Source organism: Acidovorax sp. LjRoot38 (assembly GCF_964252975.1).
Classification (GTDB): Bacteria; Pseudomonadota; Gammaproteobacteria; order Burkholderiales; family Burkholderiaceae_C; genus Acidovorax; species Acidovorax facilis.
In genome coordinates this window covers 364,923-378,044 of sequence record NZ_CAXUPT020000001.1, presented here as the reverse complement: position 1 = coordinate 378,044, position 13,122 = coordinate 364,923, and the positions used below count along the sequence as shown (strand labels likewise).

At 66.4% G+C, this 13,122-nt stretch carries 13 protein-coding genes; 8 read left to right on the top strand and 5 right to left on the bottom strand.

The window, feature by feature from the left end; all coding sequences use genetic code 11:
- Positions 1-57 precede the first annotated feature (57 nt).
- From ACSQ22_RS01730 to ACSQ22_RS01720, 3 genes are all read left to right on the top strand, one after another.
- Complete coding sequence (locus tag ACSQ22_RS01730; protein WP_436129224.1) at positions 58-735, top strand: hypothetical protein; 678 nt, start codon at positions 58-60, stop codon at positions 733-735.
- A gap of 122 nt (positions 736-857) precedes the next feature.
- Positions 858-2,702 carry an ABC transporter ATP-binding protein gene (locus ACSQ22_RS01725; protein WP_218301157.1) on the top strand — a complete coding sequence of 615 codons (1,845 nt, stop codon included), beginning with the start codon at positions 858-860 and terminating at the stop codon, positions 2,700-2,702.
- 114 nt (positions 2,703-2,816) lie between these two features.
- The gene (locus tag ACSQ22_RS01720; RefSeq protein WP_436129223.1) at positions 2,817-3,158 is read left to right on the top strand and encodes an EthD family reductase; all 342 of its coding nucleotides are present in this window, start codon (positions 2,817-2,819) and stop codon (positions 3,156-3,158) included.
- Here ACSQ22_RS01720 and ACSQ22_RS01715 read toward each other — a convergent pair.
- Positions 3,155-4,870: a tetratricopeptide repeat protein gene (locus tag ACSQ22_RS01715; protein WP_436129222.1), complete on the bottom strand. Its 1,716-nt coding sequence runs from the start codon at positions 4,868-4,870 to the stop codon at positions 3,155-3,157. The genes ACSQ22_RS01720 and ACSQ22_RS01715 overlap by 4 nt on opposite strands.
- 33 nt (positions 4,871-4,903) lie before the next feature.
- Positions 4,904-5,149 (bottom strand): hypothetical protein, encoded by a 246-nt coding sequence (locus tag ACSQ22_RS01710; RefSeq protein ID WP_436129221.1) that lies wholly within the window; start codon positions 5,147-5,149, stop codon positions 4,904-4,906.
- Between the two features lie 266 nt (positions 5,150-5,415).
- On the opposite strand from ACSQ22_RS01710, the gene ACSQ22_RS01705 reads away from it, so the two are divergent.
- Positions 5,416-5,685, top strand: coding sequence for a helix-turn-helix domain-containing protein (locus tag ACSQ22_RS01705; protein WP_436129220.1), 270 nt, complete (start codon positions 5,416-5,418; stop codon positions 5,683-5,685).
- A 92-nt stretch (positions 5,686-5,777) separates the two neighbouring features.
- Here the strand turns inward: ACSQ22_RS01705 and ACSQ22_RS01700 are convergent, their stop codons facing one another.
- Both ACSQ22_RS01700 and ACSQ22_RS01695 read right to left on the bottom strand, forming a co-directional pair.
- A complete protein-coding gene (locus tag ACSQ22_RS01700; RefSeq protein WP_436129219.1) occupies positions 5,778-6,776 on the bottom strand; it encodes a Bug family tripartite tricarboxylate transporter substrate binding protein in 999 nt (332 codons plus the stop codon).
- Positions 6,777-6,878: 102 nt separating this feature from the next.
- Entirely contained in the window at positions 6,879-7,976 is a 1,098-nt protein-coding gene (locus ACSQ22_RS01695; protein WP_306556313.1) for a lactonase family protein, read from the bottom strand.
- Between the two features lie 378 nt (positions 7,977-8,354).
- On the opposite strand from ACSQ22_RS01695, the gene ACSQ22_RS01690 reads away from it, so the two are divergent.
- The 4 genes from ACSQ22_RS01690 to ACSQ22_RS01675 all read left to right on the top strand — a co-directional run bounded on the left by ACSQ22_RS01690 (position 8,355) and on the right by ACSQ22_RS01675 (position 12,061).
- Positions 8,355-9,326 (top strand): Bug family tripartite tricarboxylate transporter substrate binding protein, encoded by a 972-nt coding sequence (locus ACSQ22_RS01690; RefSeq protein WP_121506279.1) that lies wholly within the window; start codon positions 8,355-8,357, stop codon positions 9,324-9,326.
- A 69-nt stretch (positions 9,327-9,395) separates the two neighbouring features.
- Positions 9,396-10,307, top strand: a complete 912-nt coding sequence (gene kdgD / locus ACSQ22_RS01685) for a 5-dehydro-4-deoxyglucarate dehydratase (protein WP_436129218.1) — start codon at positions 9,396-9,398, stop codon at positions 10,305-10,307.
- A gap of 142 nt (positions 10,308-10,449) precedes the next feature.
- The gene (locus tag ACSQ22_RS01680) at positions 10,450-10,923 is read left to right on the top strand and encodes a nuclear transport factor 2 family protein (protein WP_436129217.1); all 474 of its coding nucleotides are present in this window, start codon (positions 10,450-10,452) and stop codon (positions 10,921-10,923) included.
- A gap of 169 nt (positions 10,924-11,092) precedes the next feature.
- The gene (locus tag ACSQ22_RS01675; RefSeq protein WP_436129216.1) at positions 11,093-12,061 is read left to right on the top strand and encodes a 2-hydroxyacid dehydrogenase; all 969 of its coding nucleotides are present in this window, start codon (positions 11,093-11,095) and stop codon (positions 12,059-12,061) included.
- 102 nt (positions 12,062-12,163) lie between these two features.
- On the opposite strand, the gene ACSQ22_RS01670 is transcribed toward ACSQ22_RS01675, so the two are convergent.
- A complete protein-coding gene (locus tag ACSQ22_RS01670; protein ID WP_436129215.1) occupies positions 12,164-13,030 on the bottom strand; it encodes a LysR family transcriptional regulator in 867 nt (288 codons plus the stop codon).
- Between the last annotated feature and the right edge of the window lie 92 nt (positions 13,031-13,122).

The window sequence follows — 13,122 nt, the reverse complement described above, 5'->3', positions numbered from 1 at the left end:
GGTGGGCGCCCGCAAGCGACCTGTTGGCCACCACACGCCCTGCGCTGTACCCCATTGATGAAACGCATTGCCTGGATCTCTTGTGCGGCCCTGGCCGTGTGCCTGCTCACCGCAGGCGCGGCCAGCTGGTGGGCGCAGCACCGCGTTGACAGTGCCCTGGCACAGACGGCACAACTGCAGCGCCAAGTGACCGAACTCAACAATGCGCTGCTGGGCTATACCCGCTACACCAGCTACCTCACCGCAGGCAAACAGACGCTGGCCGAGCAGATGAAGCTGCTCGCCGCCACCGTGGTCCGCGAAGAAGGAGCCACGCAGATCATCGAAAAATCGGTGCTGGGCATCGCATCCACCGGTGTAGTGGCCATCACCTACACCGCCGAATACGCCTTCGGCTTTGACCTGCGCCCCGAAAGCTACGAGCTGCACGCCACCGACAGCGGCATCGAGGTGCACATCCACCGCCCCGCGCTGGTGGCCGCACCAGCCGTTACCAACCTGCAGCACCGCATCCTCTCTGGCGGGCTGCTGACCGACAACAAAGGCGCTGTCATCAAGCTGAGCCAGGAGGCCGCCAAACGCGCTCGCCAGCAGGGCGAGGCCATGGCGTCCGATCCGGCCGTGCTGGCGCTGTGCGAAAAAAGCCTGACCGAGTTTCTGTACGGCTTTCTGACCAAACAGCCCGGCGTGAAGCAGGTGCCACGCATCCGCGTGGTCTACAAACCGTCGGCGTAGGGGCCTGCTCCTACCCCAATTCCCCATCCATGGGACTGACCCTCATGGTCCTGAGTGCATTGCGGCCGGGCGCCACAGAGCGGTACCACCGCACGTACCATGGTGGACAAGGAGTTCTGACTTTGTTCCGTTTTTTCGAAAGCCGCCTTCCCCCTTATCCCCCCGCCGAACCTCACCTGCCCCCCAAAGACTTCATGGCCTTTGTGTGGGATGGCACCCGTGGCCTGCGTGGCTATGTAGCAGCCATGGCAGGCCTGTCTGCGGCCATCGCCATCTATGAAGCGCTGCTGTTTGCGGTGCTCGGCCATGTGGTGGACTGGATCTCCAGCACGGCCCCGGGTGCGCTGTGGGCCGAGCGCAAAGGAGAGTTGATGGGCATCACCGCCCTGCTCCTGGCCTCGGTGCTGCTGGTGGCCGTGCAGACCAGCATCAAGCACCAGGTGCTGGCCATCAACTTCCCACTGCGCTTGCGCTGGAACTTTCACCGGCTGATGCTGGGCCAGAGCATGGCGTTCTACGCGGACGAGTTTGCGGGCCGCATCACCACCAAGATCATGCAGACGGCCCTTGCCGTGCGCGACATGATCTTCACGACCACCGACGTGGTGATTGGCATGGGCATCTACCTTGTCACCATCCTCGTGTTGCTGGCCGGGTTCGACGCGCGGCTGCTGGCGCCTTTTGCCGCTTGGATGGTGGCCTATGGCCTGGCCTGCTGGTACTTTGTGCCGCGCCTGGGCAAGGTAGGCAAGGCGCAGGCCGATGCGCGCTCGGTGATGACCGGGCGCATCACCGACGCGTACACCAACATCGCCACCGTCAAGCTGTTCTCGCACACGCGGCGCGAGTCTGAATTTGCGCGTGCCGCCATGGACGCGTTCAAGCTCACGGGCTATGCCCAGATGCGCCTGGTGAGCCGGTTCGAGATCGTGAACCATATCCTGGTGGTGGCCATGATCCTCAGCGCCTGCGGCACCGCGCTGTGGCTGTGGTCGGCGGGCGAAGTCGGTGCCGGTGCCGTGGCCGCCGTCACCGCCATGACCCTGCGCGTGTCCGGCCACGCCCACTGGGTGATGTGGGAGATGACCACCCTGTTCGAGAGCGTGGGCACCATCCAGGATGGCATCAACACGCTGACCAAACCCCGCACCGTGGTGGACGCGCCCGACGCTAAACCACTCGTTGTGACGCAGGGCGAAGTGCATTTTGAGGACATGACCTTTGCCTACGGTAGCGGCCCCGGGGCCCGCCCGGTCATCGACCGGCTCAACCTGACCATCCGCCCCGGGGAGAAAATCGGCCTGATTGGCCGCTCGGGCGCGGGCAAGTCCACGCTGGTCAACCTGCTGCTGCGCTTTCATGACGTGCAGTCGGGCCGCATCCTGATCGACGGGCAGGACATCGCCCATGTCACGCAGGACAGCCTGCGCCGCAACATCGGCATGGTCACGCAAGACACCTCGCTGCTGCACCGCTCCATGCGCGACAACATCCTGTATGGCCGCCCCGACGCCAGCGAGGCCGACCTGCACCAGGCGGCCGAGCGCGCCGAGGCGGCGGATTTCATCGCCACGCTCACCGACCTGCAGGGGCGCACAGGCTACGAGGCACATGTGGGCGAGCGCGGCGTCAAGCTCTCGGGCGGCCAGCGCCAGCGCGTGGCCATTGCACGCGTGATGCTCAAGGACGCGCCCATCCTGCTGCTGGACGAAGCCACCAGCGCGCTCGACTCCGAGGTGGAAGCCGCCATCCAGCAAAGCCTGGACGGCCTGATGCAGGGCAAGACGGTGATTGCCATTGCGCACCGCCTGTCCACCATTGCCGCCATGGACCGCCTCATCGTGATGGACGCAGGCCGCATCGTCGAAGAAGGCACCCACGCGCAGCTGCTGGGCCAGGGCGGCGTGTATGCGCGGCTGTGGGGGCACCAGAGCGGCGGGTTCCTGGGCGAATCGGAAGAAGACTGAGTTGGCGAGCAAGGTTACGAGCCACATGGGCGACACGCTGTCGCGCACGCGGCTGTGCGGCGGGTGTGTTGTCCCTACGGTGGCGGGTTTCAACCACTGGATGGAATCGCACCAATGATCAAAGTCACCGCCCTGTACCGCTGGCGCGAAGGCGCCACCTTCAATCACGACTACTACCACGGTGAACACATGCGAATTGCCCGCGCGGCACTGCAGCCACTGGGCCTGCTGCGGCTGGAGAGCGACCGCGTGCTCTACCCTGGCGATCCTCGCCCGGGCCAGGCGGTGGCGCTAACCAACGCATTCTTCAGCGACCTGAAGCAGGCCCAAACGGCCGCCAAGGCGACTATGGCCGAGCTGTCGGCAGACATTCCTAACTACACCAACATCCAGCCCGAGTCGTACTTTGCGCAGATGCTGGCGCACGAGGTAACGACCGGTCAAGAACGCGCTTAGCCGCGCTCGCGCACCGCCTTGAACAGCAGGCCCAGGCATACGGCCATGCCCACCATCGGCACTGCGGCCAATACGGCCACCACAGCGCGCGCCAGGGGCGACCAGTCAAAGTCGCGCGCTGTGCGCCAGGCACCAAAGGCTGCGACCAGTCCCAGGCCAAACATGCCCATGCGGAAGCTCGCACCGGGCTTGAAGAAGGCGATGAGCAGCACGGCATTGGCGACGCCGATGGCCAGCGCAACATGGCCCAGGTGGAGGGAAAACGAGGACTGTGCGCCGTGCCTGTGCCCGTCGTCTTCCTCCTCCTCATCGTCCACCCGGCTGCGCGAGCGGCTGGGCGACGGCGGCTGGGAAGGCTGGGCACGCGCAGGCGCTACGGGGGCTGCAGGGGCGCCATCGGCCCGCCCCCACTCCGTGGCGGACAGTCCTGCAGCAACTGCACCAGCCACTGCGGCAGATGACGAGGCGCCAGGCGCTGCAATGCTGGGCGACAGCCCGCGCTCCTGCAGCACGGCGCGCAGCCGCCCCGGCTCGCGCAAGGCCGTCACCAGCGCCCGCACAGGCCCCTGGTCCAGTGGCTTGATGCGCAGGTCGGCAATCTGCATGGTGGTGCCACGCGTATTGGCCAGCATGAACAACGCCTTGGCCACCATCGCGTCTTTGGGGCCGCCCTTGCCGCTTTCGACGAAGGTGCCCAGGTTGTACGTGGCGTCGGCGTGGCCTGCCTCGGCCGCCTGGGCATACCAGGCGCGGGCCTGGGTCAGGTTCACGGGGCCGCCATAGCGGCCATGTTCGTCGCTGGTGCCCAGGTGAAACGCGGCGTGCGGATCGCCCTCGCGGGCGTACCAGCCCGGCAGGTCGCGCAGGGGGTTGCCGGTCCACACCACCGGCGCCGGCGCAGGCGCGGCCGGGGTCATGGGCGCAAGGCTCAGGCCACCCGGCGATTCTGACGCTTCCTGGGCCTGCTTCTTTTTCAGCGCCTGCTGCCGCTGCTCTTGCGCGGCGGTGTTCCACTTCGCGGCCTGCTGCGTGTCCACTGGCCCACCCCAGCCGCGCTCGTGCATCACGGCCAAAAGGCGCTTGGCGGGCTCGTAATCCCATTCGGCCGCACGCTGGCACCAGGTGCGGGCGTTTTCGTAGTTGGGCTGCTCCCAGCCGATCACGACATCCAGCGCGTGCAGGAAAGCCGCGACCTCATGCCCCTGTACTGCGGCAGGCTCCAGGGCGTCGGTGGCTTCAATGCGCCTGCGCGAGTACAGCGCCAACTGTTCGCAGCGGGCCACAGCGTCGTCCACCGCCCTGCGCTCTTCGTCTACGATGCGCAGCAATTGCTCCCCAGGGGCAGCCTTCAGTCGCACCATCAGTGCCTGTACACGCTCCTTGGCTTGTTCCGGAAAGCGCCCATAGAAGGCCTGGGCATCCTTGCGGGTCTCTGCGTCGTGGGCGCCCATCAACTGCAGCGCGGCCGCCAGGTCGAAGTGCCTGCGCTGGCCCATGGTGCCAAAGCGCAGCGCACGGCCCAGGGCGTAGAGGGCGTGGGGGTTGCCGCGCGCAGCCCAGTGGCGGTATTCGGCCCAGGCGGTGGCGTCGTCGCCCGCCTGGCGGGCTCGCGCCGCACGCTGCACGGGCAGATCGGGCTCTTCGGGCGCATCGCCGTTTCCCAGGTAGTGCACGCCGCTTTGCGGGTCGTACAGGTTCAGGCCCAGGCGCACTGCCTGCTCCCAGCCATCATCAAACGGAGCGCCCTAATCCGAAGCGCGGGTGTTGATGCCCACGCCCCAAGTGGGGTCGGTCATTTCAGGGCCACCAAGGTAGATGTCCCATAACCCGGGAGAGCGCTGCTCGACGGCCTTGGCCCAGGCCGTGAACTTGGGGTTCATCGGCACCTGGGGGCCCGCCTCCGCACGCTCGTACTGCGTGTCCGCCTCGGCCTTGGTGGTGGGCCAGGGCCAATCGGCGGGCTTTTCCCAGATCTGGATGGTGTAGCTCACAAGTCCCTCCTCGGATGCCGCTGGGTGCGCGGCGTGTTGTGGTGTTGTCTTTCGTCAAGCGCGAGCGAATTCTAGGAGCGGCCCTCCGCAATGCCCCAGAGGCGCACCCCACCAGTTTGTCCAGTGACGCACCCGCACCACACCCGGATGTTGGCACGCAGTTTTGGGTAAAAATGGGCCTCTTCGCGCGTCCATCATGCCCAAATAGCTCCTAATTTTATAGCAAACTTATGTCCCAGCCGCCACGCCCTGCTCTCGCTCTCGCCATGCCTGCGCCCACCGGCGATCAGCTCAAGGCCGCCCGCACTGCCGCCGGGCTGAGCCAGGCCCAGGCGGCCGAACTCATGGGCTACCCGCTGCAGACCGGCAGCCGGGGCGGCGTGCAGTCGCGCACCTGGCAGGCGCTGGAGAGCATGAGCGACGAGCGCAACATGCAGGGGCCGGTGTTTGCGATGTTCCTGCTGCTGACCGGCCAACACCCCGACTTTCTGCTGACCGCGCGCTCTGCGGACGGCAGCCGCAGCGCCACCGGCTGACCAACTCGCATGCGCTGACACCATAAAAAAGCGGAACAGCCCGCAGGCGGTTCCGCAAAGTCTTCACAGGGAGATCAGAGTTAGGCAGGCGTTCAATCTACCTTGATATTGGCGGCCTTGATAACCTGAGCCCACTTCTCGACTTCGGCCTTCTGGAACGCAGCAATCTGGGCCACGGTCATGTCGGCGGGCTCCATGCCAAAGCCCTTCAGGCGGGTTTGCATGTCCGGCTGGGCCAGGATCTTGCGGATCTCGTCGTGCAGGCGCGTGACCACGGGCGTGGGCGTGCCAGCCGGCACAAAGATGGCCTGCCAGGACTGCACCTGGAAGTCCTTGAGTTCTGCCACGCCGGACTCGGCCACGGTGGGCACGTCGGGCATGGAGGCCAGGCGCTGGGGTGAGGTGACGGCAATGGCGCGCAGTTTGCCGCTCTGGATGTGCGGCGCTGCGACCACCGTGGTGTCAAACATCATGTCCACCTGGCCGCTGATCACATCCTGGATGGCCGGGCCGCTGCCCTTGTAGGGGATGTGGGTGAACTTCACGCCCGACTTGTACGCCAGCAACTCCACGGCCAAATGCTGCGAGCTGCCTGTGCCGGCCGAGGCCGACGACAGGCCGCCTTGCTTGCCCTTCGCCCCCGCCAGCACGTCCTTGAGGGTTTTGAAAGGGCTGTTGGCCGCCACCACCAACACGACCGGGTTGGTGCCGATCAGCGTGACGGGGCTGAAGGACTTGATGGGGTCGTAGCCCAGCTTGGGGTAGAGGCTCACGTTGATGGCGTGCGAGCTGACGGTGCCGCCCAGCAGGGTGTAGCCATCGGGCGCAGAGCGCGCAGCAGCTTCAGAGCCGATGCTGCCCGCCGCGCCGCCCTTGTTCTCCACCACCACCGTGGTGCCCAGGGCTGTACCCAGTTGCTGGCCAATCAGCCGCGCCAGCGTGTCGGTGGTGCCGCCTGCGGCAAACGGCACCATGTAGGTGATGGGTTTGCCAGTGGGCCAGGTGCCCTGGGCTGTGGCGGGCAGGCTGACAAGGGTGCTGAAGGCTGCGGCCGCCAGGGCGGCGGTGTGGATGAGAGTTCTGCGTTGCATGGTGGTGTCTCCTGGGTGTTTTGTGGATGGTGAACGGAACGGCGATAGAAAAACGGAGCGCAAAAAAGCCGGTGCGGCTGGCGCGTGCAATGCAATGGACGCTCAGGGCAGATCGACGATCTCGACCCAATTGGGGTTCTTGCCCACCGGCACCCGCGTGGGCGTGCCGGGGATGCCGGTGGCGGGGTCGATGGGGTGTAGCGCCAGGTGGTGCGACTCCTGCCCTGCCGCGATCAGAAAGCGGCCTGAAGAATCCACCGCAAAACCGCGCGGTGATTTCTCGGTGGGCACCTGGCCCAGCGGCTGGAGCTGGCCGGTGGCGGCATCCACGCGGAAGCTGCTGAGCGTGCTGGAGGTGCGCTCGGACGCATACAGCGTGCGGCCGTCGGGCGACAGGTGAATGTCGGCGGCCCAGGGCTTGCCTTTAAAACCTGCGGGCAGTGCTGTGGTGCGCTGCACCGGGCGCAGCGTGCCGCGCTCCTTGTCGTAAGCCATCACATGTACGGCGGCATCCAGCTCGTTCAGCACATACATGGTGCGCTGGGCGGTATCCCACACAAAGTGGCGCGGGCCGGATTTTTCGGGAGCAACCTGCGTGAGCGCGGGTTCATGGGCGGTGAGCCTGCCGCTCTCGGCATCAAAACGCCAGGCCGAAAGGTTGTCGCCCCCCAGGCTGGTGGCAAACACATGGCGGTTGGCCGCATCGGCGTGAATGGCGTGCGCGTGGGGCGCCGTGGGGATGAGCTGCTGCACCGCACCCACCGCCCCATCCTTGCCAATGCTGTTGACCGTGATCTTGTGGCCGGGGTACGAGGCCGCAAACAGCCAGCGCCCCGTGGCATCGGTGTCGATGTTGGCCATGCTGTCGGCCAGAGGGGCCTCGCCCAGCTTGCGCAGCTTGCCGCTGGTGGGGTCGATGGCCAGGCTCACCACTCGGAATGGCTGCGAGCGCAACGCCACGTACAGCACCTTCTTGTCCGGGCTCACGGCCATCGGCATGGCGGTGCCGCCCAGCGGCACGGTGTCTACCGGCTTGAGCGTGGCAGTGTTGCGGTCCAGTTCCAGCACCGAGACATCCTGGCTGTCCGCGTTGGCGACATACACCCAGGTTGCCGCCCAGGCGCCGGGGGTGGACAGCGCGGCAACGGCTGCCAGTGCCAGTTGTGCCACCCGGGTGCGTGTGCGTGGTGTAGAGGTCATTGCCGTCTCCCGAAGGGGTCTGCGCGGTAGCAGGGCCTGGACCGCGGGTTGTGTGGGTGGATGGTCATCTGCCGGGCTGTGTGCTGAGGCACCCAGCTGTTGGCGGAGCGGTTGGGTTTTGTCATACGTTATATGTTGTCGTACAACAAGATCAGCATTGTCACCACAAGCCTGTCTTACACACGCAGGGATTACCCGAATTTCGACGAACAATCTGCAAGGATTCCCCACCTGCCTGGCATAGGAGGAATGCGGTCAGGAAAGAGCTAGTAAAAACCCTCAATCCGTCCTAAGACCACCCAAAATTCTCACGGCATGTATTGCCATTTTGCAATCTTAGTTGTACGATGACTAACAACATCACTCAGGAGACATTCCATGACCCTGCGCCGTAGAGCCGCCCTTCTCGCCTGCATCGCCACCCTGGCAGCGGCCTCCGCCACCGCACAAAGCGCTGACTGGCCCGCGAAGACCCTGCGCATCGTGGTGCCCTACCCGCCCGGTGGCAGCTCGGACATCATTGCCCGCTCCATCAGCCAGGCGATGTCCGAGGCGCTCAAGCAGTCCGTCATCGTGGAGAACAAGCCCGGCGCCAACGGCAACCTGGGTGCCGACTTCGTGGCCAAGGCCGAGCCGGACGGCTACACCATGCTGCTGTGCGACGTGGGCGCGCTGGCCATCAGCCCTTCGGTCTATACCAAGCTGTCGTTCGACCCCTCCAAGGACCTGCGTGGCGTGACCATGCTGGCCTACTCGCCCCACCTGCTGGTGGTGCACCCCTCGGTGCCCGTCAGCAACCTCAAGGAGCTGGTGGCGTACTCGAAGAAGAACGACCTGAACTTCGCCGTCACCGCCACTGGCAGCGCCCCCCACGTCGCTGGCGTGGCACTGGAGCGCGCCGCCGGTGCGCGCTGGCAATACATCCCCTACAAGGGCGGCGTCACTGCCATCCAGGACACCGTGGCCGGGCAGACGCAGATCCTGATGAACGGCATGCTCGCCACCCTGCCCCACGTGCAAAACGGCAAGCTCAAGGTGCTGGGCGTCTCCAAGGCCACGCGCATGCCGCTGATCGGCGACGTGCCCACCATTGCCGAGCAGGGTGTGCCCGGTTTCGAATCGGGCACATGGCAAGGCATTCTGGTGCCGCGTGGCACGCCGGAAGCCGTCGTGCAGAAGCTCAACAAGGCGCTGATCACCGCCATTCGCGCGCCCGAGATCCGTTCGCGCCTGGCCGGCCAGGGTGCCGAGGTGGTCACCATGACCCCTGCCGAACAAGACCAGTTCTTCGCCAAGGAGCGCGCCCGCTGGGCCACCGTGGTGAAGGCCGCCAACATCAAGCTCGACTAAGAAGGTGTCAGCGAACCCCTCATGCCTCCTCCCTCGCCTTCCCATTTCCTACTACCGCCCCGCACTGACATGACTCCCCAAGAACTCAAAACCATCATGGGCTCCGGCCTGCTGTCGTTCCCGATCACGGACTTTGACGAGCAGGGCGAATTCCGCCCCAAGACCTATATCGAGCGCCTGGAATGGCTGGCCCCCTACGGCGCCAGCGCGCTGTTTGCCGCCGGTGGCACGGGCGAGTATTTCTCACTCTCGGGCCCCGAGTACGGCCAGGTCATCAAGACCGCAGTGGATACCTGCCGTGGCAAGGTGCCCATCATTGCCGGTGCCGGTGGCCCCACCCGTACGGCCATTGCCCATGCGCAAGAGGCCGAGCGCCTGGGCGCCCACGGCATCCTGCTCTTGCCACACTACCTGACCGAAGCGGGACAGGAAGGACTGATCGCCCATGTGGAGCAGGTCTGCAAGAGCGTGAAGTTCGGCGTGATCGTCTACAACCGCGACCGCACCAAGCTCACGGCCGAGTCGCTGGCCATCCTGGCCGACCGCTGCCCGAACCTGGTGGGCTTCAAGGACGGCGTGGGCAACATCGAGGTGATGTCCTCCATCTACATGAAGATGGGCGACCGCTTTTCGTACCTGGGCGGCCTGCCCACGGCCGAGGTGTATGCGGCGGCCTACAAGGCGCTGGGCACGCCGGTGTATTCGTCGGCGGTGTTCAACTTCATCCCCAAGACTGCAATGGAGTTCTACAAGGCCGTGGCCAGTGACGACACGGCCACCCAGCACCGCTTGCTCAAATCCTTCTTCATGCCCTACCTGGCCATCCGCAACCGCGTGGAAGGCTATGGCGTCTCCATCATCAAGGCAGGTGCCCGCATCGTGGGCCACGACGGCGGGCCAGTGCGCGCGCCGCTGACGGACTTGAAGCCCAGCGAGATGGAAGAGCTCAAGGCGCTGATCGACAAGCTCGGCCCGCAGTAAGCACGGCCTGACAGATGCCTCCAAGGGCCTGGTTCTCCAGGCCCTTTTTTCAGCGATTCCACACACCACGCGCCTGGCCGTGCACGGGCGTGTGGTGCCAACGCGGCACGCCAACACACAACACCATCAGGAGACAGACAACATGCTCAAGACCCTCATCCTCGCCGCAGCGAGCGCCCTGGCCCTTGTCACGCTGAGCGGCTGCGCCAGCCACGCGACCACTGCCGCAGCGACCCCTGTACCGGCCGCTTCCGAGCAGGCTGTGGCCGCCGCTGCCGAACGCCTGCGCTTGGCCATGATCGACCCCACGCCCGCTGCGCTGACTGCCCTCGTGGCCGACGACCTGAGCTATGGCCACTCGGGCGGCCGCGTGGACACCAAGGACAGCTTCATCGGCGACCTGGTGGCGGGCAAGTCTGACTTCGTGACCATCACCATCACCGACCAGACCATCAAGGTGGTGGGCAACTCTGCCATCGTGCGCCACACCCTCACGGCCGACACCAACGACTCGGGCAAGCCCGGCAAGGTGCAGATCAAGATCCTGGGCGTGTGGCAACAGCAAGGCGGCCAGTGGAAGCTGCTGGCCCGCCAGGCCGTGCGTGTAAACACTTGATGCCCCCTGAGTCGCTTCGCGCCATCCCCCTCAGGGGGACGCCGCCCCTGCGGCGGGGCGGCCCTTGCACGGCGGCGCTGGCGGGGCCGCGCCCGTCTCCGTAGCCCGGCGATACGCGACACTGCGACTCAAGTCCGCCTTCTCAACATTCCAGGTTGCACTCCATCCAATGACCACCAACGCCCCGCCCCGCATCCTGCAAGTCGGCCGCCTGCCCTTGCCCGCCCTCGAAACCGAACTGGCCGCGCGCTACAGCGTGGCCTGCCTGGCCGACCAGGCCGACCCGCAGGGCTTTCTGGCGGCGCACGGCGCGGAGTTTTCGGGCGTGGTCACCACGGCGTCCATCGGGCTCACAGGCGAGGTGATCGCCGCCCTGCCCCATCTGCAGGTCATCAGCAGCTTTGGCGTGGGCTTTGATGCGCTGGATATCGGCGCGGCCAAGGCGCGTGGCGTGCAGGTGGGCTACACGCCCGGCGTGCTCAACGACTGTGTGGCCGACATGGCGTTTGCGCTGATGCTGGACGTGTCGCGCGGCATTGCCGCCAGCGACCGGTTTGTGCGCCAGGGCCAATGGCCCAAGGCACGGTTTGCGCTGGGCACGCGCGTGTCGGGCAAGCGCCTGGGCATCGTGGGCATGGGGCGCATCGGCCAGGCCGTGGCCGAGCGCGCGGCGGGCTTCCGCATGGAGGTGGGCTACCACAACCGCCGCCCGGCCGAGGGCTGCGCGCTACCCTACTTCGAGTCGCTGACCGCACTGGCCGAGTGGGCCGACTACCTGGTGCTGACGGTGGCGGGCGGCGCGGGCACGCGCCACCTGGTCAACCGCGATGTGCTCGACGCTCTGGGCCCGCAGGGCTACCTCATCAACGTGGCGCGTGGCAGCGTGGTGGATGAGGCGGCGCTCATCGACGCCCTGGCCGAGCGCCGCATCGCCGGTGCGGGCCTGGACGTGTTCGACAACGAACCCCATGTGCCCCCCGCCCTGATGGCGCTGGACAACGTGGTGCTCACCCCCCACACCGCCAGTGCCACGCACGAAACCCGCCGCGCGATGGCGGACCTGGTGCTGGAGAACCTGCACGCGTTCTATACCTCGGGCGCCGTGCGGGTGCCGGTGCCAGCCACGGTGGCTGGCTGACCGTTGGATTTTCAAGCCTTTTTAGGCCGTTTGCGCGTGTCCATCATGCCTGATTAGCTATCAAATAAATAGCATCAAACTCCACACCCGGGCGCCCCTGCCTCACACCCGCCCCGCAAACACCTCCGGCCCCAGGCAGGGCTTGCGCGCCTTGCGCTCGAACAGCCACATGCCATACAGCGGCAGTGCCTCGGCCAGTTGCAGCGGCACCACCTGCTCTGCCGCAGCCCCCAGCAACGCGGGGTGTGGCAGCACAGCCAGCAGGTCCGAGCCCACCACCAGGTTCAGCAGGCTGGCAAAGTCCGGGCAGCGCACAGCCATGCGCGGCGCGGGCATGCGCCGCACGCGGTGCGCCTCGGTCAGCACGTCCACCGGGCCGCTCACGCTCGGGCCCACACAGCCCCAGGCGGCGCCTTGCAAATCGGCCAGTGACCGGGCCTGCGCCAGCGGGTGGCGACGCCGCGCATAAATTTGCGGCTGCAGCTCGTACAAGCGCCACTGCACCACATCCGGGTGGGCAAACTGGCGCGGCCGGGGCGCAATCACGGCGTCGAAACGGCCATGCAGCAGGCCCGTCAGCAGGCTCCCCTCGTCGGTGGTGGTCATCTCCAGTGAACGCTGGGGCTGCGGCAGGCACCAGGCCTTGTACAGCAGCGGCCCACAGACCAGCGCGGCGGAGGCCGTGAGCCCCACTCGCAACCGATTGCGGTCCACAGCGGCCCGGCGGGCCTGCGGCAAGGCGTCGATGCGCTGGGCCAGCGGCGCGCCTTCGGCCACCACACGCCGGGCCAGGTCGGTGGGCACATAACGGCGCCCGTCCCGCACCAGCAGGGGCGTGTCGAACTGCGCCTGCAGCGCCTTCATGCCCTGGCTGATGGCGGGCTGCGACACCCCACAGGCCTGCGCCGCGCGCGCAAACGAGCCCTGGTCGATGACAGCTTGGAGGTAATGCAGGTAGCGCAGATACATAAGCAGCTTTTATGTATGAGGCGCCATTGTCTCTTGTCGCAGCCGCCGGGCGGGGCGAAGCTCTGGGCTTCTTTCTTCACCACGCTCCTGCC